Source organism: Gammaproteobacteria bacterium (genome assembly GCA_013816845.1).
Lineage (GTDB): Bacteria > Pseudomonadota > Gammaproteobacteria > DSM-16500 > DSM-16500 > Aquicella.
Window position 1 is genome coordinate 122,198 of record JACDDU010000003.1, and the last position, 24,867, is coordinate 147,064.

Genomic DNA, 24,867 nt, shown 5'->3' on the forward strand with positions numbered 1-24,867 from the left:
CAAAAACTTACGAGTCGTACTATATAGTTTAGTTAAAAATTCTTAAGAAAGAATGATTTGGGGAGTTGTTTAATCAAAGGTTTTTTTTATAGATTTAGCATCTATTTGATTATTAAGGAGACTAGATTTTTCATCGTAAAACTCGGCATAAAATAAAGCCGTCTTAAGACGGCTTTAAGGTTTAATCTGAATGCTTTCAATCTCCATTTCCACAACCATCCCAACTTGCGTGTTATTTTCTAGCGTTATGATAGTTGTTGTAATTATTATTGTTGTTATTGTTATTATTATTTGGAATAGGCTTTTGCTGAGCCTCCTTAGCTTGACGACCATTCAATTGCAGATTTTGTGATTCTAACGCTTGAGCTATTTGCGCGACAGTGCCGTTGGGAATGATATCCAATCGAGAACCGATGATCACAGTTGAGGAAGAAGGCGATTTGCTTTGATTAATAAATTCACGGTCTGATCCACTATCTGACAACTCGGGTGATGAATCGGTGCTCCCAACAACATTTTCTTCCTGATCAGAATTTTGAAGGTTTGGGATTGTTTCAAAATGCTGGAAGTCCATTTGGTGTGCAGAAGATCCGAGCTCATACGGTTCTTTTTCCTCATCAGTAGTGGAATTGTTAGGGCTTGGTACAAGAAGCTGGACGTTAAAATCACTTGGAACAGCACTTGCTTGTTTTGCAGATAATTTTTTAAACCCAAAATTTACAGCAACCGCGGCTAACGATGCAGCAATACCAGTAATCGCACCTGCAAAAACTGTGCCGCTGACTCCGCTAACGTTTGCAACCGGCGCTAATAAAGCTGCAAATTTAGCAAGTCCAGTAAGCATTGTGGTTGTTGCGACACCAATGTAGGGGACGCCTGCAAGACCTAGCAAGCCCACAATAGGGGCTGCGAAAATAAAAGGGATGGTGTACGCTGCAGCGGTAACTAACACACTCAATGTTAAGGCCGCTCTTGCCAAACCTTTGCTTCCGGAGACTTGATAAACGTCAGCATATGAATTTTTAGCGGATTGGATAGGCGAGAATATCGCACGTGCAATCAACCAGGGCGTCGCGGTCAAACCATAAAAGAATCCTGCTACAGTGCTGGCAGCACCCCACCCCAACTTTGCAAACCCAGAAGTTTGTTGGTAATTATGTTTGGCAATATCAAAAACATAATGAGGTAACTCTTTAATGACAAAAAGACTCATTTGCACAACCAATTTTAATGCATTTTTTGCGAACATCAGTAGAAAGGTTGGTAGAAAAAAGAATAAAACTGTTTCGTACCCATTATTCTGTCTCGGATAACCCAAAAAGTTAAGAAGGTTAAATAAAGGTGACCCTTTCTTTACTTCACGACCAAAGAAATCGATATTTTGTTCATGAAAAACAAAAGCGTTACGAAAACCTTTGTTAATACGATCAAACAATGGCGAGCCTTCTTTGCTAGAAGGCAACACTTTATTGCTGGAATTGGCACTTCCTCTGAAGTTTTTCATAACTTTAAACAGTTCTATTTGCTCGCTTGGCGCGCTATTTACTATGCTAAAAATATTATTTAAGCGATATCTAAGATTGGTTTCTTCTATAGCATTCAAGTCACCCGTGTAACTAAACTCAGTCTTCATCATGCTGTGTATTTGTTGAATAAGTGATTGGGTGAGCTCATTCCCCGCAAGGGAATCCAGTTTGGCTAAAAATGCGATGTAATTATCATAATATTTAAGAATCTCGATATTTGGGTTATTCGGTTTTAAGATCGCTTTATTAATTGCTTCTAAAGCAACGATAATATGTTCATTCAAAGGAAAGTTTTTAATTGCTTTAATATTTTTAATTAAGACCAATCCAAACTCAACTGCTGCGTCTCTTTTAACTTCATAAGAGAAGGGTGATTCCGTTCGTTGCTGTTTAGCTTGTTTAGCCATTTTAATATTGAATAAAGCCAAGCTTTGTTCATAATTGAATTTGTTAACAATAGTGCTATCTTTTTCGATAAGATCTTTACCCAGCGCTACATTACGGATCAACAGCGTCACATCAGCCATCTCTTTTTCAATTTCTTTATAAGCCTGATGCTTTTCAGTGAAAGTAAGCTTTGTCTTTCTTAATGCTTCAATTTTTGGTTTTTGACTATCGTAGAAATCAATTATACCAGTACTTGTACTCCTGCGAGTTTTGAAATATGAGCTTGAAAGGAAGTAAGTCCCAGTTCGAAACTATAGTTCCATAAGGTATCTAGCTTAGTCTCATCGTCAATCTCCGATTGGTTTAACTCATCCAAAGCTTCTTTTTCTATTTTTAAAGTAGAAAATTCTTCATGGTCCTTAATCTGAGTAATTAAGTCTTCCAAGATTACTTGCTTATCCTGTTTTCTGGTATTTAAAATATTATTATTATTAACATTGTAATCAGGTGGGGATAGTTGATTAATACCTTGTAAACCATCATTGATATCGGTCAAGCCCATCTCACTGTTAACATCCTGAATTGCCTTTATAAAACTTTGTTTGCATTCTTCAGAAGGTTCATAACTAGGTGCTTCTGGGTTAGAAGAGGTTTTTAAACTAAAGTTGTTGAGACGAGCAATAGCTTGGAAAGGAGCATCTTTTAGCGTTTTGTTCCAGATAGAAATAGTGGTTTCGTACGCATTAATTTTTAACTGATATTGAGCTCTGGCTTCGTCCGTTGCATTGTCTCTAATAAGTGTGGGTGGCAAAATCTTTGCAAATTCCAATGTAAACTTATCATAATAATTTACGCCAGCTTCAAAATATAATGATGCAAAAATCAGTCTCTCTCGGAAACTTATTTTAAAGCTAACGTCCTCCACTAATTTATACTCATCACGCAATGCTTCCTTACAAAGACGATTGACATCCAGACTTAACTCACCTTCCACATACCTTGAAACCTTCTCCTTCCTCCCAGGATCGTCTAATTTTGCTAATCCCAACGCATCAGCTTCTGTTAAATTGAGGTACCTAATTTCATCAGCCACCTGTCTGCAAAAACCTGCCTTACCTACAGCGGTATTTAAACCTTCTTTTGTGCTAAGTAAACGATACATCCCGAGCAAATAAATTTTCTGTAGCTCTAATGAAGTAAAAGGCAATTTAACTGCATTTTCAGTGGGATGAGTATCATCACCCTTGGATACATCGTGAGTAGCAGACGATTTTGCGCTAATCTGCTGTTTTTTATTGGTATTTTTTTTAGTTGAACCAAACATAGTTATTGCCCCGTGGCCTTAAGATCAAGCTTTGTATTTATACCTATTGATTATAGACTCCTATCTTTAAAGCAAGCTTAAGAAATAAAATGATAACTAGCGGATTTTTTGTTAATTATTCATCAAAAATTTTATCAAAAACTAGTTATCTTGCGGAAATAAGGACTGATATCAAAAGTCATCCCTGCAAAAAAATTGAAAACCTTGTAAATACCCTTTAAAATTACCCACTTTACAAGCCCTTGATATCTTCCAATTAGCCATTTCTCTTAAGTATGCATTAAACATCTCATGCTTATAATGTAGGTAGCGGTTTAACCACATTGGGGTTACTGAAAGATGTTTAGAAAATTGAAAAAGTACGATGAAAATAACCTAAGCATTACGGCAAACGATATTGCTCATGCTGCGCCCGGTACTTACTCAAAAATATTTAATTGCTTACTACAAGGATATGAATTTTTCTCAACGCCTCCAAGCTTTAGTCCCAAAAGTTTGCGTGAAGATTTAATAGAAGGTGGTTTATTCGTGGATGGCCACTTATTTACTGATAACTTTCAAGGAGAAATTGAAGTATTCCTTCTTGAAAAGCTTTTTAATGCTCCTACTAATTTTGATGAAATCAACAAAGCCAAAACTACAATAAAAAAATTGTTAAAGAGTAGGAATTCAGATTGCCTTCAATTGGGCTATTTTTTACTCTTAAACATTACCGGTGAAGGTTTGATTCCCGGGTACGATACTGTTAAAAATATTCGTTTAAAGAATAGCCAAATTATTATTGAAGTCATAACTTATCAAATAGTTCCTAACCTTAATGGGGGTTTTGTCATTCCTATTCCTGGTGTTTTTGTGACAACCATTGTATTTGATGAATTAAATGAAATGTTAAAGTTTTCACAAATAGATTTTAGCTCTCCCTACATTAAAAAATTGTTTGTCCCAATAAAATCTACAAATAGAGACCTTCTTGAAGACACTTCGGATTACGAAGCTAAAAAAATTACAACTTTAACTCAAACTGCACATCCCGCTCTTGCGAAGTTGGCGAAGTCGATGCTAATAAAACTTCTTAGTTTAGAAATAACCTTTAGGGATCCTAGGAATTTAGAAAACAATGCTACCGTTCAAGACTTATTGTTTTTAACACGAAGCCTTGCGGACAATCCGTTAAACCCTACCGCGTTTTTAATGCTAAATAATATTATAAATAATTCCAACGATAAATTTAAATCTCAACCTTGGCCTCATCATTTCCATGATGAATTAATCACATTGCGAGAAGTATGCCATAAGCTGCAATTATACACTCCAGAAATAACCAGCATACAAAACCATCCTCAATTAAAAATGATTCCCAATGGGCAAGAATTATTATACATTTTAAAAAATAATATAAATGACAATTTGACAGCTAGCCGCAATAAAACTTTTGAGAATAGGAATAGAAATATTGAATTAGAAATTTGGGACTTTAAATTCAAATTACAAAGTCTTAAATTTCCTAAAACGTATCAAATAGAAATGATGGAGAACACGGCGAAACCAGAAGTTACAGCTGAAGTCGAAAAATTTCATGAGATCTATGCGTTAAAGGAAACCTGGGACAATGATGATTTGTTATGGGAAAAAAATGCTCAACTTTATCAAGCCCGCGAGGATATTATCGAAGCTTTAAAGCCAAGACAAGCGAATCCTCAATTATCGTTTTTAGCTGATATTTATATGACGCTAGACACCGTGTTAAGGGGTCAGGTCATTGGTTTGTTATTAACCCAGTCGCAAAAATTTTCCTTCGCGCATAAAATATTTGCTACATTTGCTAAGCTTGTACAAACGCCCACTCATGCCAGTATCGAAACATTAAAAATGTTACGAAGTTTACTCAGTCAAGAAACTGAAACGATAACTGAGATCGTCCTTCTAGAAAATTTATTAAAAGTCGCGGGTCAGTCAGGATCTCCTATTTCAAAATCTTTAGATCAATTACGAATTAAAATGCTTGAGCTTCGGCAAGATCGTGAGGATCTAGATGATCATGGGTATAAAGAAGCTTTACTTGCCATCATTAACTTTGCGGCTGATCCTACTACAAACAACCAAACAATTTTTGATTTTTATAGACTATATTTTGATGTGGTAGAACAATCATCAAAATCACCGCTCCCTCTCAAAACGCATGTTGGCGCTCTTTTAAAAACGATTCGAGATGCTTTTTCAACAGAATTTATTACGCCTGACCATCAACTTAAAGTAATGCCTAGCCTGAATAATCTATTAAACACATTAACTGGATATTTAAAGAATCCCGAAAAACATGAGCAAGATTATTTTTCTATTCTAAACCAGTTAAAAGTGCTTCCAAGGTACAAACAATTATTGACCCCCTTTACTCAGTGTTACCAACCCCTCCCCGTGGTCTCTTTTAAAGATAGAGTTAAAAAAGGATTTACAGATTCATTTGGAGGCAATGCAATCTCTCAATCTGATAGCCCGACAGTCTATGGCTATGGCTGCGAACCTTTTGCAGGCAATATCCAAGTCAACACGAAAATGGGTGATCGTTTAGCTTATGTTTTACCTTTATTAGGCTGGCCAAGAAAAGGTCGTGGTTTGGATTGGCTTTCCTATGTTGCCGGTGGTTGGATTTTATCTCCGTTAAAAAACATTCTTAAACTTGCTACAGAATTTTTATTATTTACTATTCAAGCAGGCTTTTCCTATCTTCGAGATATAAGCCTTGTCCATTCTAAAAATCCTACTTACTCAAATAGCAAACGATTCGCTTATGCATTTGCTTCGAAATTGACTGGCGCTTTGACTAATGCTGTCACTGTGCCCTTAGCAATTGTTCGCGCTCTTATCTCACCTGTTCGATCTGCACATCTTGCTTATGAATATGGTAGTCGCGTTAACCGTGCAGCAGGTTTAGCACTAATGAGTGTGAGTATGGCCGTTAGCTTAGTAGGGTATGCTACGTTAATGTTTTTTGCGCTTCCCCTCATTCCTTTTGTAGGTATAAAAATTATCGCGGCATTAGGTGGTCTCATGAAGGCCGGCGTCACAACACCTTTCATCCCCGGAGCGCTCGTTGGTACAGGCATGGCTGTTGCAGTAAGTGCATATGCTGGTCTAGATAAAATCGTAACGCCGAAGTCGGCACCCGCTTCGCCTCATCTAGATCAAGAGTCGAGCGCCACAACCCATAACAATATGCAATCAGGCTCCAATACAAGTTTATTGGAACAGATGAAAAAAGGAACCGTTCGTTCAAAAGCGCCAGTCGTCCCAAGCGCATGTGATTCGAACAGCAGCAAGATCCCCTCAAATGGGTCTCAAACTTCTTCAAGCCTATCCAGCTCTTCTACTTTCCATCATTCTAAAGTCAACGCTCCTAGAGAGCCGTTGGATTCTAACAACAATAATGTTCCATCCAACAAATAGACTAAGAAATTCCTATTTGAATAATACTCCATTGGGTTAGCTTATGATTTTCATCAAATAATAATCCCATTGGCATTCGTCATGATCTTCGATTAAGATGCGCTTCCATTTAGGGAAGTTCGACATATTAATCTGTTTGTGTGACAAAACTATCCATTGAACAGATCTCAGCCAACGTTACTAACTTCGCTTGGAATAAATTACTGTATTGGAATCACATATGGAATCAAGAAATATTGGGTCAAATCAAATTGAAGAATTACACACTAACGTATCGCTTAAAGCTTTGTTTTTAAGTGCCTTACGATTTTGTTATGGCATCAATCAAACCGATCAATCCATTTTGAAAATTTTGGCTGGCTGGCCGCGTAAAAATAATCCACTTGATTGGGCAGAATATTTATTAGGTGGCGCTTTATTAATTCCTGCTAAAAATGTCGTGAAGTTTTTTTCTGAATTTTTACTTTTTAGTCTCCAGCAGTCACTGTATTACGGATTTCGTCACTGTAGTAAACAATTTTTTGATCCCAAAACCTCTGGAGCGATGGCCACAGCTTACGGCTTGGCGAGTGTAGGTCTTGGCCTTGCTTTGATGGCAATCCTTCCCGCTTGGTTAACCGTACGCGCATTCACTTCGCCGATTCGCTCAGCCAAAGCTGCCTATCAAGCAGGGTGCAAATTGCATCCGATCGCAGGACCGGTGATCGGCGGGCTATTAAGTCTACTAAGCATGTCGGCAACCGCCGCTGCTTGCATTAGTTTGTTTATGTTTGCTGCACCCTACGCCATTGTTTATGGCTTACCAAAAATACCGAGCATTGGCATTAAGTCAGCCCTTTACCTCATTAATCATTTTGCAAAATTGAGCATTATGTTGGTTCCCGTTGCTAAAGCATTAGGGGTAAGTGTGCCGTTGGTAACAAGCTCAGTTTTAGGCTTGGCAGCATCAAGTTTATTTGTGATACAAGGCATTGCATCACAAATTTCTGATAAGCTAGCTATTAAAATTAACAAGCCAGCTCCTGAACAGGTCAAGCGTACTACCATTCTCGAAAGCTCCAAAAAACCTTCTCGACCTGCCTTTGCATCTACCCACCAAGCTTTGCGATCCAAATTTAGCCCGAACCCTGCTTCGATTAATGAAATAGAACTTGAAACATACTTAGATTCTGAAAATGTTCGGGAAGCAACACCGCCAACCTTTAACAATCAGCCTTCGATTCCTCACCGAAATCCGCACCGAGTCACCTTTGCAGACAAAGATGATAATGATGTTCCTGAGTTTTGTGTACGACCATAGATCATCGGGTGCACATTACTTCAGGCTGGTTTGGGTTCGTAAATTCTTTGAATGAGATCCTAAGTCAAAATAAAAAAACCGGGAAGATTATGAAGGTTCCTGCTGTTTGCAGGTCCCTTACAAAACTTCCCGGTCTAATGACTTAATTGAAAAAAACGTTATCCAACTTCTTTCATGCTTAATCGAATACGACCTTGACGATCGATTTCGAGAACTTTCACTTTAACTTGTTGGCCTTCGCTTAATTTATCGCTCACTTGCGCAATGCGTTCGTTGGCAATTTGTGAGATATGCACTAAGCCTTGTTTGCCCGGTAAAATATTGACAAGCGCACCGAAGTCCATCAACTTGGTAACCGTTCCTTCGTATACCGTGCCAACAATCACGTCTGCAGTTAACATCTCAATTTTGCGGATTGCATCTTCACACGCTGCAAGGTCAGCTGCTGCTACACGCACTTCACCATCATCGCTAATGTCGACAACTGTTCCGGTTTCTTCCGTTAAGGCGCGAATGGTGACACCGCCTTTGCCAATGACATCGCGGATTTTATCCGTTGGAATACGAATACTTAAAATGCGCGGTGCATAGGCTGACATTTCTTGACGCGGACCAGGTAAGGCTTTATTCATAATTTCTAAAATATGTAGCCGGCCATCGCGTGCTTGATTGAGCGCACGTTCCATAATCGTTTCGGTGATACCATCAATTTTAATATCCATTTGTAAGGCTGTGACACCTTCTGTCGTTCCGGCAACTTTAAAATCCATATCGCCTAAATGATCTTCATCACCCAAGATGTCGGTCAGTACAGCATATTGATCGCCTTCTTTAACTAAACCCATCGCTACACCGGCAACGTGTGTTTTAATTGGAATGCCGGCATCCATTAAAGCTAAGCTTGTTCCGCAAACTGTTGCCATGGAGCTTGAACCGTTAGATTCAGTAATTTCAGAAACAACACGCACGACGTAAGAAAAATCTTTGTGTCCAGGTAATACTGCTGCAAGACCGCGTTTTGCTAGATTGCCATGACCAATTTCACGACGCTTTGGACTGCCAACCATTCCCACTTCACCCACTGAGTAAGGAGGGAAATTGTAATGGAGCATAAAATTTTCTTTTCGCTCACCGGTTAAAGCATCAATCGTTTGCGCATCACGTTCCGTTCCTAATGTTGCAACAACAATAGCTTGGGTTTCGCCGCGTGTGAATAAAGCAGAACCATGTGCACGCGGTAACAAACCGACTTGCACAGAGATAGGACGAACCGTTGTCGTATCGCGACCATCTATACGGGGTTGACCTTGAAGGATGCGGCTTCTTACCACTTCACGTTCAAGTTTATTGAAAGTATGATTCGCATCGACAACCAACTGAACTTCATCTTCTTTATTTTTTTGATCCGCTAAAAGTTGATCGAGCATTTTATCGCGTAAATCTGCAATCGCTTGTTTGCGATCAATCTTATCGTGGATTTGGAATGCTTTTTCTAAGTCATCACGCACCAATGCACTGATTTGCGCTTTTAATGCGTCGCTAATCGTAATACCTGTCCAATCGGCTGGTGTACTTTCTGTATCATTTGCTAATTCTTTAATCGCGTTAATCGCAACTTGCATTTCTCGATGCGCAAACATCACGCCGCCCAACATGACAGCTTCCGGTAACTCTCGCGCTTCCGATTCAACCATAAGCACTGCATTTTCCGTACCTGCTACCACCATCTCTAAAGCTGAATTATTTAATTCACTGATGGTTGGATTTAAAATGTATTGGCCATCAATATAACCTACGCGTGCTGCAGCCAAATGACTTGAAACGGGCAACCCAGATAACGCAAGCGCCGCTGAAGCTCCTAACATGGCAGGAATGTCCGAATCAATTTCTGGATTCATCGATAAAACGGTTGCAATCACTTGGACATCAAAATTAAAGCCTTTGGGGAATAAAGGTCGTATCGGTCGGTCAATAAGACGGGATGTCAGGGTTTCTTTTTCGCTTGGTTTACCTTCACGCTTGAAATAACCACCGGGAATTCGACCAGCAGCATAGGTACGTTCTTGATAATTAACGGTTAAAGGGAAAAAGTCTTTAGTGCTAACACCGCTATCGTCACAAACAACAGTTACTAAAACAACTGTGTCATCCATCTTCACCACAACAGCTGCGGTAGCTTGTCGAGCAATGGTGCCCGTTTCCAGTGTTACAGTATGGTTCCCATACCGAAATGTTTTTTTAATCGCAGTCAAATTAATCACCTAATTTTTTAGTTTGAATTTCAAAATTGAGAAAAACCGCAGTTGCAGCGCAACTACGGCATATAGATTTTTATGAAAGAGACACTTGATCCTAGGATAAACCGCGGATGTCCAACGCTTTGATTATACTTAAATAACGTGGAGAGTTAGTGTTTTTCAAATAGCGCATTAGCTTTCTTCGCTGACTAACCATCTTTGTTAATCCAAAACGCGTGTGAAAATCATGTTTATGAATCTTTAAATGTTCGGTTAAAGCATTGATACGGGCAGTTAATAAAGCAATTTGTACTTCGGATGAACCGGTATCATTATTGCCTTTTTGTTGGTGTGTTTTAACAATCTCTGCCTTTTGAGCGGTTGATAACGACATGAATAACTCTCCACTGCCTTCTGAATCGATAAAAGTTTGCTATTGTAGCGAGGTGTACCCGTTCCCACAAGTAGGGATTGACTTACCTTCTTAATAAGATGGCAATGACAAGGGCCGACGGGTAAGATAGCGCAAAAAATATAAAGCGGTAAGCCTAAAACCATGTGGCGTTTTTTTGTATCACCAACATTACTGCTTTTAGTGCTGATGCTCCATCCCCTAAAAGCTTTTTCAACTGCCTCGGCACACCCAGTCGGAGGCACGGAACTCTATGATCATTATCGCTATTCTATTTTACTTTATTACGGCATTACTGTTTCCGACCCTTTAACACGAATTCTGCAAGGGGAGATTCACCGGTGGCCCGAGCAAATTCAATCGATCGAACTTGATTACACCCTCGATGAAGCTAATTTCCTTCGTCGCTTAGTTAAACCACTCGTTAGTATTGTGCAATTTGCCGGGGATTTTACTGTGCGCGGTGGTGCCAACCAACCTATTATTTATGAATTGGACCCTTATTTTGCTTTCCGCTGGGCTAATTGGTGTTGGAATGATCGAGTGAGTACCTCTCTTGCAGTGGGCGAAGGTATTTCGTATGTCACCTCGATTCCCTCTCTTGAAAATAAACATCACCATCACACCAAACGCTTACTTAATTTTTTAATGTTAGAAGCAACGTTAGCTTCTCCTCTCTATCCTCGTTTCCAAGGTGTAATTCGGATTCATCATCGCTCTGGTGCTTACGGTCTTTATCAAGCTGGCAACACCGGATCGAATGATATTGGTCTGGGTTTACGCTATCTCTTTTGATTAAATCGCCTATGTCGCAAGAATTTAATTTTAAAGCCTGTAAGATTAGTTTAAATCGTGCGCAAATGTTTATCTTTGAAAATTTAACCTTGGAATTATCAGCAGGTGAAGTCTTACTTATCGAAGGCGCAAATGGCAGTGGTAAAACCAGTTTACTGAAAATCTTGGCTGGATTAATGACCGCAACATCGGGAGTCATTTACTGGCAAGGAAAGATTATTGAAGAGGGTGTAGAAAATTATCGTGACAATTTTCATTACATCGGTCATCACCTCGGTATTAAAACTGATTTAACAGTAGAAGAAAATTTAACGCTCTTTGCAAAATTGGCAGGCAAAAAATACCATCCAGCTTGTTTAACGGTAATGCACTTAAATCATAAGCAACATTGTTTAGCGCGTTTTTTATCCGCTGGAGAAAAACGAAAAATTGCTTTAGCGAAACTCATCATGATACCCAAACGTTTGTGGATTTTAGACGAACCACTAACCGCTCTAGACCACGCTACGCAAACTTTGTTTATCACACTTCTTCGCCAGCATATTCACCAAGGTGGCATGGCGATTCTTTCTTCACATCAAAAAATTTCTTTGTTAGATTTACCCTGCTCAACAATCAAGTTATCGCCATGTTAGAAACCTTACGCTTTATCTTTTATAGTGAATTAATCATTCGTTTGCGTCGAACCCAAAGCGCGCTTTTTCCCCTTATCTTTTATTTAATTGTCATGCTTTTATTTCCCCTTGCACTAACAACGGATGATGCATTATTACAAAAACTCTTCCCTGGTTGTCTTTGGATTGCAGTTTTGTTTGCGAGCCTAATCGCCATTGATCATGCCTTTCATTCCGATTTGGAAGAAAGTCATCTTGAACAATGCGTATTGGGTCATGTGCCTTTTTTTCTTATTGTGCTGACTAAACTTTCTGTAGTGTGGATTACCAGTGCTTTGCCCTTGGTTATACTGACACCGATATTAGGTTTACTGTTTCATGTGTCTTTTGCGACAACCTTAATGTTGATGCTTACCTTATTAATGGGCACACCCATGCTTATTTTAATTGGTAGTTTAGGATGTGCTTTAACCCTTAAACTCAAACAGCAAAGTATTTTACTGGGGGTTTTAATTTTGCCGCTCTGCATTCCTATTTTAATTTTTGGCGTGAATATCACGCAACAATTTATAGCAGGAAATGCCATTGCTGGACCCCTTGCCTTAATGGGGGCTTTGCTAATGACTACCGTTTTATTTTTGCCGGTGGCGATTGCAAGTGTAATTAAAATTAGCTTGGATGATTAAAGAGGGAGAGCGTCAGTTTATTCACTAACGCCCAAAATTTGCATCGCGGATTAAATTACCCGTTTCCAAGCGGTTTAAATGCCTGAATATCGGTTTGAGATCGTCCTAAAATTAAGGCATGAATATCTGCCGTACCTTCATACGTTTTCACCGTTTCCAAATTCAACATATGCCGAATAACTTGGAAATCTTCTGTAATGCCATTGCCACCATGAATATCCCGTGCTTCACGCGCAATATCGAGAGCTGTGACGGTTGAGTAACGCTTCATCATGGAAATCATCGGTGTGTCAATGCGTCCTTCGTCTTTTAATCGTCCCATCCGCAAACATCCTTGCAAACCTAACGTAATGTTTGTTTGCATATTAGCTAATTTAAATTGAATGAGTTGATTAGCCGCAAGCGGTTGCCCAAATTGACGGCGATCCAAAGCGTACGAACGTGCTGCATGCCAACAAAATTCAGCTGCACCAAGCGCACCCCACGCGATACCATACCGCGCACTGTCTAAACAACCTAACGGACCGCGTAAACCATCGGCATCTGGCAATTCATTTTCTGCGGGAACAAATACATTATCCATAACGATTTCCCCAGTAATGGAAACACGTAAACTCAATTTGCCGTGCATCACCGGTGCAGTAAGCCCTTGCATCTCTTTTTCTAAAATAAAACCTCGAATGCGGCCCGCATCATTCTTAGCCCAAACGATAAAAACATCAGCAATGGGAGAATTGGTGATCCACATTTTTGTGCCTTTTAGAACAAAACCACCCTCTACTTTTTTGGCGCGTGTTTCCATGCCCGAAGGATCAGAACCATGATTGGGCTCAGTCAAACCAAAACATCCAACCCATTCACCGCGCCCCATCGGAGGTAAATATTTTTCTTTTTGAGCATCACTTCCATAAGCCGCAATGGCTTGCATGCTTAAACTGGATTGCACACTAACAACGGAACGGTAACCCGAATCAACGCGTTCAAGTTCACGCATCATTAATCCATAAGAAACATAATTGACACCTGCGCAACCATAACCATGAATGGTTGCACCTAATAAGCCAGCTTGGCCAAATTCAAGCATAAGATCGCGATCAAAATTTTCTTGATCAAACGCTTCGATAACAGTGGGTTGTAATTTTTTTTGAGCGAAATCACGAACCGAATCTCGAATCATGCGCTCTTCATTGCTAAGTTGTTCTTCAAAAAACAAAATATCATCCCAATGATATGGGTTTTCCATTCCTATTTCTCCTACTCCGAAAGCTTGCCATCTTGAATGGTAAGGGTGCGTTGACATTGTTGACTGATGCCTTGATCGTGCGTAATGATAACAATCGTTCGACCTTCATGGCGATTTAAATTAATAAATAAATCCATGACTTCTTTACCGGTTTGTGAATCAAGCGCCCCTGTGGGCTCATCTGCTAAGACAACTTCCGGATCACCAACGAGTGCGCGCGCAATGGCGACGCGTTGTTGTTGGCCACCCGATAATTGATTGGGGCGATGATGCGCAAGATGCGCAACTCCCACTTTTTCTAACATGGCCATGGCGCGTGTTTTCGCCGTAACGCGGTCTGTGCCGCGATAAAATAAAGGAAGCATCACATTTTGCAGTGCATTTGAACGAGCTAATAAAAAAAAGGATTGAAAAACAAAACCAATTTTTTGATTACGAATAGTTGCTAGGGCTTCATCCTTTAAAGCTGAAACATTTTCTCCAGAGAAATAGTAATGACCTGAAGTTGGATGATCGAGCATGCCAATAATATTCATTAAGGTGGATTTGCCAGAGCCTGAGACGCCAATAATTGCAGTCATTTCACCTTTTTTAATTTGCAAATCGACACCCGAAAGCGCCGTAAAAGTATTGACGCCCAAATCATATGTTTTGGTTACATGTTTTAAATCAATGAGCGAGGACAATTTTATCTCCTACATTTAAACCAGATAAAACTGCAACAGCGTTCATCGTGGTTTTACCCGTTTTGATTTCAGCGAGTTTTGATTTTTTGGTAGCAGGATCAAAAATATGCACAAAAGAGTTACCATCTTTTTCGGTGATGGCCGTCATTGGAATCATGATTTGCTGGTCTTCTTGAATATCAATTTCTACTTTGGCGCTCATGCCAACGTGAATAATCTTTTGTTGCATAGAATTTAATTTCGGAACAATGACCATTGCTGAGAAATTCGGTAATCCACCATTACTAGCCTCCCCTTGTCGATCAATGCGCTCAAGCACGCCCTCCAATACATAATCAGAAAAAGCAATACCGGAAACACGAACTTTTTGTCCCACTTTCAGTTGATTCACGGTCAATTCATTGACTTTAATCCGTACTGAAATTCCTTTCATATCGCCAATGACCGCCAAGACATCGCCTTGTTTGACCGGATCCCCTTTACCAACTTTTTTATTTTCTTCTTCACCTTTAACAGAAGCTAGAATGATGCCATCAGCAGGTGATACGATGCGCAAATTTTCTGAATTCATTTGTAAGTGCATTGCAGCGGTAACTTTTTCAATATTAGCAATATTTAAACTTTCTAAATTAATTTCACGATCAGCTAATTGTTGTAATAAATTTTCTAATGTGTCTTTAGCTTGAATGTAGCCTAGTTGCGAACCGTAATAATTTGATTGTTTCGTTTTAAATTCATCTAATGGAATTAATTTATTTTTATAAAGAAATTTAGCTTCATTCAATTGTAATTCAGCATTATTGAATTCACTTTTGGCTTTGACATAAGCCAGCAAGGCAGCTTTATAATCCGATAAATATTTAGCAGAGGAAATCATAAATAAAAGTTGACCACGCTTGACTGCTTCACCGTATTGAAAAGGCATTTCAATAATGACGCCTTCTGCAGGTGTTGTAATCACCGTGGCTTGCAACGGGGCAATCGTGCCAGAATAAAATAATGTATTAGCAACATTTTCACGATTGACGGTAATGATGTTGTCTTTGCTTTCCTTTTCTGTTTTTTGACATGCTGTCAATTGCATCATTTGCACCAATACAATGAGCTTAATGATCATCCACAGCCTAACTTTCAATTGACCTATTTTCATTAAATCCTCGTTTCAATATTCCAGGTTTTTAAAGTATGACCAATTAACATGTCAAAATTGACCAGCGCTTTTAAATAACTAATGCGTGTACCCAGTAAAGTTTGTTGTGAACGGGTTAAAGCATCTTGCGCAGTTTGTAATTCTAAACTATCAATTAAACCATGCAGATATTTTTGATAACTCACTTGATAGGTTTGTTCTTGTAGACGCTCCGCATCTTCAGCAAATGCAAGCGCACGCTTTGCTGCAGCGACTAAATTCCAACCATTGATTGCACCTGTTTCTTTACTCCACTTCGTTTGTTGCAATCCAAGCTTTGCTTGTTTTAATCCAATTTGCGCACCTAACAAAGCTTGCTTCGTTAATTGATTATCAATAGGAATTTGTAAGGTTAATCCCGCACTTTGATTCCAATTGGAACCATTGAATACACTATTGGTTCCTGCTTGAAAACCGCCTGCTTGGCCAGAACCTGAGCCTGCTTTAATATCTAAATCCAGCTGCCAACGGGTATCATCTTCTGCCTTTATTAAGGTACGGGTTGTTGTGCCTTCTAAAGTCAGCTTTTCTGTTTGGTATTGAATATCATTTAGTAAGACAAGTTCCTTGGTATCGGTGAGTGTGGGGTAATGGTATTTTTGAATGAGCTGTTGAATGTTCAAAGGGATGAATTGAATCATGGTATTGGGATCAATACCAATCGCAGTTAATAATGCATAACGCGATTGCACTAAGTTATTTTTATCATTTTCTAATTGCGTTTTGGCACTCGCAACATTTGCTTCCACTGTAATTAACTCATTGCCAGCTTTACGGCCAGAATCAATAAATATTTTAGTTTGCGTGACTGATTCTTCAGCGCGCTTTAAAGCTTTTTGATCAATCGCAACCGTTTGTTCAGCGGTAACAACATCGAGATAAGCATTAATAATAGCAGTGACGGTGCTCCGCAGCGTGCCTTCTAAATTAAGGCGGGAAACAAGCTCCGAATCTTGAGCATTATAGAGCGAAGCTTCAGTGATCGCTTTGCCAAAGCCGCGAATGAGCGGTTGTAGAATTGCAAGTGAAACACCAGGATTGTAATGTTTTCCTTTCGCGTTCGTTGCATTTAATGTCACTTGCGTCCCAATCGGTGATGTCCAGGTAACCGTGGGCGAAACATTAAGGTTGCTTGTTGGTTGTACAATTTGCCAAGCACTTCGCGTCTTTCCAACCCCTGCATTTGCCGTAAGAGCATAATGGGGTAAAAATTGCCAACGCTGCACCCAAACACTGAATTTTTGCAAGGTAAGACTGGTGCGGGCATTTTGCACCGTGGGATTTTCACGAATCCCTAGAAAAATAGCATCCGTTAATGAAAGTTTCGGAATAACTTCATCTGCATATAGACCCTGCATGCTTAGCAGGGTAAGCAAGGTAGAAAGTAAGGTGGAAAAAATATACGTTGGCCATAACTTCAAAGCTTTCATTATTATTGTAGTGTCTTTTTATAATTAGAATAGGTGGAAGACGCTTAGTGTAGTGGGCGGGAGGGGGAATTTCAAATTTCCCCAGATACGACAGAATGGGGTTTTTATTTCTGATCGATAATTTCTGAGTGCCTCCCCTAAACCAAAAGTCTAGTTACCTCGCTTGCCAAGACGAGAGCGAGGACAGCAACATGGGCTAGGTTGCTTTGTTTTGCAAAGCCGAGTTTCTATTCTTCTCTGTGTTAACCTTAGGCTTGGTTTTCCAAGCGTTGCAATTCACGCTTTTGGTAAAATCCATAACCCTTTAATTTAAGTTGTATAACTACGAATCAGTTGATTCTTAACCTTGAACCGTTTAATAGCCAAGTCAATCAAGTGACTTAGCAATTCGCTATATTCCATGCCCGAGGCATGCATGAGTTTTGGATACATACTTATCTCTGTAAAACCCGGTAACGTGTTAATTTCATTAAACACAATCTCCTGTGAATCCATATCCAGAAAGAGATCCACCCTCGCCATGCCCTCGCATTCTAAAATTTTAAACAAATCTTTGGCGATCTTCTGCACTTGTAAGGCAACTTCCGCTGAAAGTTGCGCAGGAATAACCAATGCTGCGCCATGTTCATCCAAATATTTAGCCTCATAAGAATAAAATTCATGGCTGGGTTTGATTTCCCCTACAACACTTACGATGGGTTCAACATTTTCATCCAAAGATTCTAGCACTGCCACTTCAAGCTCTTGAATATTTAAGGCTTTTTCGATCAAAATTTTATTATCAATGGTAAAAGCTAATTCCACCGCCTGGCGCAAATCCTTTTCATGTTTTACTTTGGATATACCAATACTCGACCCAGTATTAGCTGGTTTAACAAAAACGGGATAGCCCAGTTCTAACACTTTAGCGACAATACTACCCGAACTTTCCTTCCAAACCGTTTCTTTAACGACAAAATGGGGCGGGACAGTAATACCTGCGAGTTGAGCCAGCCGTTTAGAAACGTCTTTATCCATTCCAATCGCCGATGCCAGCACGCCACATCCCACATACGGCACATTAGCAAGTTCCAAAAGTCCTTGAAGCGTGCCATCCTCACAAAGCACCCCATGAACCACAGGAAAAATAACATCAATAACAGGTTGTTCGCTATTGGCTTTGATAACGGCCTGAGCCTCTTGTTTTGCAAAAGGTTTTCCGACCCACTCCGGCGTAAACCACGTGTCGGAGGGTAGGGCTTTAACTTGATTACAACTTAAGCTTTGCGAGAAAATATCTTTACCCATCAACCACTTGCCTTTTTTATCGATCCCAATGGGAATAACATCGAATCGCTTTGGATCTAAATGGCGAATAACATTGGCTGCTGATTTAATTGAAACTTCGTGCTCTGAGGAGCGGCCTCCGTACAATACAGCAACTCGAATTTTATCGGTTTGTTTCATAACCCAAGGAATCCCAATAAAAACAAATAGGTTGAACTATAACTGGTTTTTTTTGAGCAGGCTACAACATTGACAAGACCCAGGATAATGGTTAAAAATAAGTCCCCGATCGCTTGGCTGATTAATATTTGATCATGTTGTGTTAATCATTGGTGTCTAGAATAGATACTATCGCCGTTTTAACTGTAGGTTAAATACATGAAATTAAATCGATTACTCTTTATTTGTCTTTTGCTCAGCTTATTTGGTTTCACCCTGCAATATTCGCAGCTGCCCCGGGGTTTATCCAATGAAGCTTGGCTTAATCAACAAACGACGCTCATTCAAGCGCAAACGAACATTGATAAAAATGTCTTACGACTTGCTCTGCAAGCATACAGCCATGCACAAAAACAAGGTGTCATTACTCGGCCCCTCTTAACGGTTATCGATTATTCCAAACCTTCATCTGAAAAGCGATTGTGGGTTTTTGATTTAAGTTCAAGAAAAATCCTGTTCAATACTTGGGTCTCTCATGGTAAAAATAGCGGCGGTGCAAAAGCACTTTCTTTTTCCAATGCACCAGGAAGTTTGAAATCCAGTATCGGGGTCTTTGTCACTGATTTAACCTACATGGGCGGAAATGGTTATTCTTTACGGATAAAAGGATTGGAACGTGGCATCAATGATAATGCCTTTCGTCGCGATATTGTCTTCCATGGCGCACGATATGTGAATCCTGATAACATAAAGAAATACGGACAGGTTGGAAGAAGTTGGGGCTGTCCAGCAGTGAGAGTGGATATGGCGAAATCATTAATTAATACAATTAAAAATAAAACGTTGGTTTTTGCTTATTATCCGGATCAGAAATGGTTAACAAACTCACGGTATTTGGCTGGTTAACTCCATGTATAAGGATATGAAAAATGAACACAAAAATAGGATTGGCTCTTTCAGCCGTTTTGCTACTTTCTTCTTCCCAAATTTTTGCGACCTCCTACACTGTTCCGCCACCCAATAGATCTTTAATCGGGCAAGTAACTTACGGCGCTGTAGGTGGTGGAGAAACGACCACTAGTCTCGCCAAACGCTATGATTTAGGCCATAACGCAATGATTAGCGCAAATCCTCACCTTGATAGAAATAACAGTGGCGCAGTTAAAATACCTTCACAGCATCTACTCCCGAGCCAAGCCCGACAAGGAATCGTTATCAATTTGCCAGAGATGCGGATGTATTATTATCCACCGGGCAGTAATGTGGTTTTAACTTACCCCATTGGCATTGGTAAAATCGGCAAAACCATCCCGATTAAAAATGCGGTAATCACGCGTAAGACAGAAAATCCAACATGGGTACCACCTGACGATATTCGTGAATTTAATTTGCAACAAGGTATTGTCTTGCCCCAAGTCATGCCACCCGGACCTGATAATCCCTTAGGTCCTTATGCGATTTACATGAGCATCCCAACTTATCTCATTCACAGTACTATTTTTCCTGAGAGTATTGGTAAACGAGCAAGTTTTGGTTGCATTCGTATGTATGAATCAGACATTCAAGAATTCTTTCCTTCCATCCAAGGGGGAATTTCTGTGGCTATCATTAATTCGCCTGTCAAAGTAGGTTGGCAGGATGATCGGCTTTACATGGAAGCGCATGAAGCGTTAGAAGAACATAGTGATGCGCCTGACGCTTCTTTACCCGGTATGGTTCAAATGATTTCTAATAAAGCGAGCGACCAACCTGTTCTTGTTGATTGGCAAATGGTTTCCTACCTTGCTCGTGAACGTGATGGTTTGCCGCATGAGATCGGTGTTCGTATTCCACGAAACTAATTCCTTCATTGTTTTTTCTCTCTTCTCATTCACATCCCAGTACTTAACTGGGATGTCTTTCTTTATTTCATTCTTCTTGAATAACGTAAATTGATCTCTGCATGTCTCTCTTACTAATAAAAATATATTTAATTCTTTTAAAGCTTGAATTAGTTATATAATAGCGACAATTTTGTGGATTAACGCTTAAACGTTATAATTATCAAACGCTTACAAGAAAAATAACCTGTGGAAAACTTTTGTAATCGCGGCAAGTTAGTGGGGATAAAATGAGTGTGCGCGAAACGCAGCCATTTAAATACACTTTATACACAGCTTATACCTAGGTTTAGAGATGAAGTTATCCACAATCACTGAATGGCTTGCTTGGATTGAACAACAAACAGCCCATGCACCGATTCAATTAGGCTTGGAGCGCGTTATACACGTTGCAACCGCACTCCAACTTTTGCCGGTTAAGCCGCGGGTCATCACCGTAGCGGGAACGAATGGCAAAGGAACAACCAGCGCGACGCTTGAAAGCATTTATCGCCAGGCGGGCATGAAGGTTGGGCTGTTTACTTCGCCTATTTTGTTTAAACATAACGAACAAGTTCGAATTAATGGCAAATTCGCACAAGATGAATATTTTTGTGACGCATTCAATCAAGTCGCAGCGCATTGTGGCGACATTGTTTTAACGCCATTTGAATATCACACGTTGGCTGGTCTTATTATTTTTTCTCAATACACTTTGGATTTACTGATTTTAGAAGTCGGTTTGGGGGGACGTTTAGATGCGGTCAACGTTGTGGATGCAGATTTAGCCATCATTACCAGTATCGGCATTGATCATACGCAGTATTTAGGTACAACCCGCGACGCTATTGCTTTTGAAAAGGCAGGCATCTTGCGTAAGGGACGCCCCGTCATTTGTGGAGACCCTAATCCCCCGGCCAGCCTTTTACAGCAAGTGGAAGCGTTATCAACACCTTTTTTTGGATTTAATCGAGATTTTTTTGTTAAAGAAGATCGATCGGTCTGGAGCTGGAAGAGCACGCATCATTTTTTTGAAAATTTACCTTACAACGGTTTTTACTTACCCAATTTAGCTACAGCGATAATGGCAACCACAGTGCTGCAATCCCAACTCCCTGTTCCTGAATCGGCCATTCACACTGGCCTCAAAAGGATTGACTTACCCGCAAGACAAGAATGGGTTCAACACATTTGGCGAGAAATGCAAGATGTTGCCCACAATCCTGAGGCTTGTGCCTTGCTTGCACATACCTTGCGATTAACAAAAAAAACCGGTAAAACGTTTGCGGTTTTTTCCATGCTTGCCGATAAAGACATCGCGGGTAGTGTGAAAGCGTTAAAATCCAGCATTGATGAATGGTATGTTGCCCCGCTCTCGGTTGTTCGTGCAGCTCCTCTTACGCAGTTGCAACAAGCATTTGCTGAAGCAGGGATCGCACAGGTGCATTATTTTGCTGAAGTGAAAGAAGCGTATGAAGCAGTTTGTCAGATTGTGACAAAAGAAGATCTCGTTGTTATTTTTGGCTCCTTTCACACGGTGTCACAATGTCGAGTGAGAAAATCAGAACGATCCTAGCTCATGGGTAAAATATTTTCTAACCCCAAAGCCTTTACCCTGCACTTTAGTTTTCCCCACCCATCAAATCCATCACTTTTAAGGCTCTTGCTGTTGTTTCGGGTTGATGGATACGAAGGTAATCCACGCCTTGTTGAGCGAGATAGAGCGAAAGGGTGGCAGTTTCGATGTCGCGGTTTGCGAAAGGTTCTTTGGAGAAAAGTGAAAGGAAAGTTTTGCGTGAGTGGCCGATTAAAATTTTAGTGCCGAGTTGTTTGAAAGCAGGAATGTGTTTGATAACTTCCAAAGATTGCTCTGCCATTTTACCAAAACCAATGCCAGGATCAAAAATAAGTTGGTCTTGTGTTAAGCCGAACTCAAGCAGCAACGCAAGACGCTGTTGTCCCCAGGCGAGCAATGCCTGGATTGGGTCTTGATCACGGGGCAGAACGCAGTCACGACGCTCTGGGAGCATGAGGTGATGCATGATCACGCATGTTATCTTGGCTTCACGCACAATTTCCCGCATGCGCACATGATCGAGTCCACTTACATCGTTGATCCAGTCAATTGAATAGGCGAGCGCTTTTTCAGCAACTTCGGCATGCCGGGTATCGATGCTAATGAGTGGCGGCAATAAAAAATCTTTTTTTATCAGTGCAATTGCTTTTAAAACAGGCTCTAAACGTGTCCATTCTTCTTGCGCGGTTAACGCTTGTGCGCGGGGGGAAGTGGATTCAGCACCTATATCAATTATTTCAGCACCTGCTTTGACCAGTTCTAATGCATGTTGAACGGCGACGTCAACTTGCACGAATTGGCCACCGTCGGAAAAAGAATCAGGCGTCACATTAAGAATGCCCATTAATTGAGGATTTTCGAGACGCTGATTTAACTGCACGGTTCGTAACGGTGCTTCGCGGGTAAATCGCGAACCCCATTTTTCTACTAATTCCGCTGCAGTTTTGCCCTGATAAGGACCAGACAAGGGAAATCGCCAGAGCGGAGCAATATCGGCAAGTGGCCACAAAGCAAATGGCCGCTCAATTAAATTCATATGCGGAACAGTCAGTGCTTCGCTTGCGAGTGTAAAGTCTTCCCAAGCAAGAATATCAATATCAAGAATGCGCGGTCCCCAATGACGAACTTCAGGTTTTCGACCGATTGACCATTCAATATTTTTTAAAATGTGCAATAAGGCAAGCGGTTCGAGTGGGGTTTCACACCGAATCGCAAAATTGAGATGCGGCCTATCCCAGTCAGAGGGTGCATGGTCAGGAAGTAAGGCATCAGATAAGTAAAGCGGAGAAACTTGTTGAACGGTTAAATCTTTTTCTTCACGAATGGCACGCAGTGCTTTGCGTAAATGGCTCAGTCGATCCCCGACATTCGAACCTAAGCCCAAAATCACCATTTATTTTGTATCTCCGTAATATTCAAAAGCAACAAAACCGGCAAGCCCTGGAATTTTCGGATGCTTTTTAATGCGGACCATGATATTGCTTGCTACAAGCACCGTCTCACGGACATGGTCATAAATAAATTTGGCCAAGTGCTCAATCAAATTAAAAAATTGTCCTTTTAACTTTGTTCGCAATTGTTGCACTAAAGTTGCATAACAAATCGTATTTTCTAAATGATCTGTAAGACAAGCGCGAGGCGGTTCATGAAAAGTTATGTGCATGCCTAATAAAACAGTTTGCGGATCTTCACGTTCGAGTTGGGACCATCCTAAATAAACATGGAGTTCTAGATCTTCGATGATCAATTTTGCTGCTGATGCATTTGCTAACATGAATTTTATTCTACAATGGTATTAATTTTTTTAATGATTTCAGGCGTCAGCTGGGCTTTCACATCGATTGCGCCCAAGTTTTCCAGTAATTGCTCTTTTTTCGTAGCGCCTGTAATGACTGAGCTAACATAAGGATTTTTTAAACACCATGCAATAGCCAGTTGGGACAAGGTGCAATTTAATTCCTGGGCAAGGTTGGTGAGGGCTTTGGTTTTATCAATAATTTGCATGAAGTTTTCCGGCACGAGCCAGCTTTCTTTGGCAAGTCGACTATCAGAAGGAATACCTTGATTATATTTACCCGATAAAATCCCTGAAGCAAGTGGGCTCCAAATGGTGGTGCCAATGTCATATCTTTTAAAAACTGGCAACAAATCCGCTTCCATGTGTTCGCGCACCAATAAATTGTAGCGTGGTTGCTCCATGGTCGGTTCGATGCAGTGTAACGCCTTTGCAGTTTGAATCGCCGTTTCTATGTGCTCAGCGCTCCACATTGATGTTCCCCAATAAAACACTAAACCTTCGCGGACTAGGTAATCTAAAGCAAGAACGGTTTCTTCAATGGGTGTATTGGGATCAGGACGGTGGCAAAATAGTAAATCCACATAATCAAGCTGCAAGCGTTTAAGTGAATTTTTAGTGCCTTCAATCAAATGTTTGCGCGAAAGACCGGTGTCGTTGGGTCCATTACCTCCCCAGAAAATTTTAGTTGAAACTACCAAGTCTTCCCGACGAAATTCTTTCAGGGCTTTCCCCATTAGAATTTCTGCTTCGCCATGGGCGTACCCTTCAGCATTATCAAAAAAATTAATGCCATGGTCGACTGCAATATGCATTAATTCTTTAATTTCATTTAACCCAATTTGTTTGCCGAAGGTAATCCAAGAGCCATAAGAAATTTCACTTAAACGTATTCCAGCTTTACCAAGCTTGTTATACTGCATCGCGACCATGCTCCGT

Annotated in this window: 20 protein-coding genes; 8 read left to right on the forward strand and 12 right to left on the reverse strand. The window is 40.3% G+C overall.

Annotated elements, in window-relative coordinates; genetic code table 11:
- Nucleotides 1-232: 232 nt before the first annotated feature.
- Together H0W64_06425 and H0W64_06430 are read right to left on the reverse strand one after the other, a co-directional pair.
- Nucleotides 233-2,053: a hypothetical protein gene (locus tag H0W64_06425; GenBank protein ID MBA3661343.1), complete on the reverse strand. Its 1,821-nt coding sequence runs from the start codon at nt 2,051-2,053 to the stop codon at nt 233-235.
- Nucleotides 2,054-2,154: 101 nt separating this feature from the next.
- Complete coding sequence (locus tag H0W64_06430) at nt 2,155-3,237, reverse strand: hypothetical protein (GenBank protein MBA3661344.1); 1,083 nt, start codon at nt 3,235-3,237, stop codon at nt 2,155-2,157.
- A 339-nt stretch (nt 3,238-3,576) separates the two neighbouring features.
- On the opposite strand from H0W64_06430, the gene H0W64_06435 reads away from it, so the two are divergent.
- Together H0W64_06435 and H0W64_06440 are read left to right on the forward strand one after the other, a co-directional pair.
- Nucleotides 3,577-6,681: a hypothetical protein gene (locus H0W64_06435; GenBank protein ID MBA3661345.1), complete on the forward strand. Its 3,105-nt coding sequence runs from the start codon at nt 3,577-3,579 to the stop codon at nt 6,679-6,681.
- Between the two features lie 220 nt (nt 6,682-6,901).
- Nucleotides 6,902-7,981: a hypothetical protein gene (locus H0W64_06440; GenBank protein MBA3661346.1), complete on the forward strand. Its 1,080-nt coding sequence runs from the start codon at nt 6,902-6,904 to the stop codon at nt 7,979-7,981.
- A gap of 158 nt (nt 7,982-8,139) precedes the next feature.
- On the opposite strand, the gene pnp is transcribed toward H0W64_06440, so the two are convergent.
- Together pnp and rpsO are read right to left on the reverse strand one after the other, a co-directional pair.
- Complete coding sequence (pnp, locus tag H0W64_06445) at nt 8,140-10,233, reverse strand: polyribonucleotide nucleotidyltransferase (GenBank protein MBA3661347.1); 2,094 nt, start codon at nt 10,231-10,233, stop codon at nt 8,140-8,142.
- Nucleotides 10,234-10,333: 100 nt separating this feature from the next.
- On the reverse strand, nt 10,334-10,612 hold the full coding sequence (rpsO, locus tag H0W64_06450; GenBank protein ID MBA3661348.1) for a 30S ribosomal protein S15: 279 nt from the start codon (nt 10,610-10,612) through the stop codon (nt 10,334-10,336).
- Between the two features lie 162 nt (nt 10,613-10,774).
- On the opposite strand from rpsO, the gene H0W64_06455 reads away from it, so the two are divergent.
- Genes H0W64_06455 through ccmB form a run of 3 tightly spaced genes read left to right on the forward strand, consistent with a single transcriptional unit; the run spans nt 10,775 to nt 12,725 of the window.
- On the forward strand, nt 10,775-11,425 hold the full coding sequence (locus tag H0W64_06455; protein MBA3661349.1) for a hypothetical protein: 651 nt from the start codon (nt 10,775-10,777) through the stop codon (nt 11,423-11,425).
- A gap of 11 nt (nt 11,426-11,436) precedes the next feature.
- The gene (gene ccmA, locus H0W64_06460) at nt 11,437-12,060 is read left to right on the forward strand and encodes a cytochrome c biogenesis heme-transporting ATPase CcmA (protein MBA3661350.1); all 624 of its coding nucleotides are present in this window, start codon (nt 11,437-11,439) and stop codon (nt 12,058-12,060) included.
- Entirely contained in the window at nt 12,054-12,725 is a 672-nt protein-coding gene (gene ccmB / locus H0W64_06465; GenBank protein ID MBA3661351.1) for a heme exporter protein CcmB, read from the forward strand. The genes ccmA and ccmB overlap by 7 nt, the downstream gene beginning before the upstream one ends.
- A gap of 55 nt (nt 12,726-12,780) precedes the next feature.
- Here the strand turns inward: ccmB and H0W64_06470 are convergent, their stop codons facing one another.
- From H0W64_06470 to H0W64_06490, 5 genes are all read right to left on the reverse strand, one after another.
- Nucleotides 12,781-13,968, reverse strand: a complete 1,188-nt coding sequence (locus H0W64_06470) for an acyl-CoA dehydrogenase (GenBank protein MBA3661352.1) — start codon at nt 13,966-13,968, stop codon at nt 12,781-12,783.
- Nucleotides 13,969-13,979: 11 nt separating this feature from the next.
- Entirely contained in the window at nt 13,980-14,654 is a 675-nt protein-coding gene (locus H0W64_06475) for an ABC transporter ATP-binding protein (GenBank protein MBA3661353.1), read from the reverse strand.
- A complete protein-coding gene (locus H0W64_06480; protein ID MBA3661354.1) occupies nt 14,638-15,804 on the reverse strand; it encodes an HlyD family efflux transporter periplasmic adaptor subunit in 1,167 nt (388 codons plus the stop codon). Before H0W64_06480 ends, H0W64_06475 begins: the two co-directional genes overlap by 17 nt.
- Nucleotides 15,804-17,273: a TolC family protein gene (locus H0W64_06485; protein ID MBA3661355.1), complete on the reverse strand. Its 1,470-nt coding sequence runs from the start codon at nt 17,271-17,273 to the stop codon at nt 15,804-15,806. The genes H0W64_06480 and H0W64_06485 overlap by 1 nt, the downstream gene beginning before the upstream one ends.
- 309 nt (nt 17,274-17,582) lie before the next feature.
- On the reverse strand, nt 17,583-18,719 hold the full coding sequence (locus H0W64_06490) for a D-alanine--D-alanine ligase (protein ID MBA3661356.1): 1,137 nt from the start codon (nt 18,717-18,719) through the stop codon (nt 17,583-17,585).
- A gap of 198 nt (nt 18,720-18,917) precedes the next feature.
- Here H0W64_06490 and H0W64_06495 point away from each other — a divergent pair, with 198 nt between their 5' ends.
- The 3 genes from H0W64_06495 (at nt 18,918) to folC (ending at nt 22,133) form a co-directional block, all read left to right on the forward strand.
- Nucleotides 18,918-19,604 carry a murein L,D-transpeptidase catalytic domain family protein gene (locus H0W64_06495; GenBank protein MBA3661357.1) on the forward strand — a complete coding sequence of 229 codons (687 nt, stop codon included), beginning with the start codon at nt 18,918-18,920 and terminating at the stop codon, nt 19,602-19,604.
- Between the two features lie 23 nt (nt 19,605-19,627).
- Nucleotides 19,628-20,539: a L,D-transpeptidase family protein gene (locus H0W64_06500; GenBank protein MBA3661358.1), complete on the forward strand. Its 912-nt coding sequence runs from the start codon at nt 19,628-19,630 to the stop codon at nt 20,537-20,539.
- Between the two features lie 334 nt (nt 20,540-20,873).
- Nucleotides 20,874-22,133 carry a bifunctional tetrahydrofolate synthase/dihydrofolate synthase gene (gene folC / locus H0W64_06505; protein ID MBA3661359.1) on the forward strand — a complete coding sequence of 420 codons (1,260 nt, stop codon included), beginning with the start codon at nt 20,874-20,876 and terminating at the stop codon, nt 22,131-22,133.
- A gap of 46 nt (nt 22,134-22,179) precedes the next feature.
- Here folC and folP read toward each other — a convergent pair whose 3' ends face one another.
- Genes folP through H0W64_06520 form a run of 3 tightly spaced genes read right to left on the reverse strand, consistent with a single transcriptional unit; the run spans nt 22,180 to nt 24,851 of the window.
- A complete protein-coding gene (gene folP / locus H0W64_06510) occupies nt 22,180-23,526 on the reverse strand; it encodes a dihydropteroate synthase (protein MBA3661360.1) in 1,347 nt (448 codons plus the stop codon).
- Nucleotides 23,527-23,907, reverse strand: a complete 381-nt coding sequence (locus H0W64_06515) for a dihydroneopterin aldolase (GenBank protein MBA3661361.1) — start codon at nt 23,905-23,907, stop codon at nt 23,527-23,529.
- Nucleotides 23,908-23,912: 5 nt separating this feature from the next.
- Nucleotides 23,913-24,851 (reverse strand): aldo/keto reductase, encoded by a 939-nt coding sequence (locus tag H0W64_06520; GenBank protein ID MBA3661362.1) that lies wholly within the window; start codon nt 24,849-24,851, stop codon nt 23,913-23,915.
- Nucleotides 24,852-24,867 lie beyond the last annotated feature (16 nt).

Bases quoted from the DNA above. Each gene is read 5' to 3' on its own strand.
- H0W64_06435 (MBA3661345.1), top strand. From the start codon at position 3,577: ATGTTTAGAAAATTGAAAAAGTACGATGAAAATAACCTAAGCATTACG.
- folC (MBA3661359.1), top strand. From the start codon at position 20,874: ATGAAGTTATCCACAATCACTGAATGGCTTGCTTGGATTGAACAACAA.
- H0W64_06520 (MBA3661362.1), bottom strand. From the start codon at position 24,851: ATGCAGTATAACAAGCTTGGTAAAGCTGGAATACGTTTAAGTGAAATT.
- ccmB (MBA3661351.1), top strand. From the start codon at position 12,054: ATGTTAGAAACCTTACGCTTTATCTTTTATAGTGAATTAATCATTCGT.
- ccmA (MBA3661350.1), top strand. From the start codon at position 11,437: ATGTCGCAAGAATTTAATTTTAAAGCCTGTAAGATTAGTTTAAATCGT.
- H0W64_06455 (MBA3661349.1), top strand. From the start codon at position 10,775: ATGTGGCGTTTTTTTGTATCACCAACATTACTGCTTTTAGTGCTGATG.
- H0W64_06490 (MBA3661356.1), bottom strand. From the start codon at position 18,719: ATGAAACAAACCGATAAAATTCGAGTTGCTGTATTGTACGGAGGCCGC.
- H0W64_06425 (MBA3661343.1), bottom strand. From the start codon at position 2,053: ATGGCTGATGTGACGCTGTTGATCCGTAATGTAGCGCTGGGTAAAGAT.
- H0W64_06470 (MBA3661352.1), bottom strand. From the start codon at position 13,968: ATGGAAAACCCATATCATTGGGATGATATTTTGTTTTTTGAAGAACAA.
- H0W64_06440 (MBA3661346.1), top strand. From the start codon at position 6,902: ATGGAATCAAGAAATATTGGGTCAAATCAAATTGAAGAATTACACACT.
- H0W64_06485 (MBA3661355.1), bottom strand. From the start codon at position 17,273: ATGAAAGCTTTGAAGTTATGGCCAACGTATATTTTTTCCACCTTACTT.
- folP (MBA3661360.1), bottom strand. From the start codon at position 23,526: ATGGTGATTTTGGGCTTAGGTTCGAATGTCGGGGATCGACTGAGCCAT.
- H0W64_06515 (MBA3661361.1), bottom strand. From the start codon at position 23,907: ATGTTAGCAAATGCATCAGCAGCAAAATTGATCATCGAAGATCTAGAA.
- H0W64_06495 (MBA3661357.1), top strand. From the start codon at position 18,918: ATGAAATTAAATCGATTACTCTTTATTTGTCTTTTGCTCAGCTTATTT.
- H0W64_06500 (MBA3661358.1), top strand. From the start codon at position 19,628: ATGAACACAAAAATAGGATTGGCTCTTTCAGCCGTTTTGCTACTTTCT.
- H0W64_06480 (MBA3661354.1), bottom strand. From the start codon at position 15,804: ATGAAAATAGGTCAATTGAAAGTTAGGCTGTGGATGATCATTAAGCTC.
- rpsO (MBA3661348.1), bottom strand. From the start codon at position 10,612: ATGTCGTTATCAACCGCTCAAAAGGCAGAGATTGTTAAAACACACCAA.
- H0W64_06430 (MBA3661344.1), bottom strand. From the start codon at position 3,237: ATGTTTGGTTCAACTAAAAAAAATACCAATAAAAAACAGCAGATTAGC.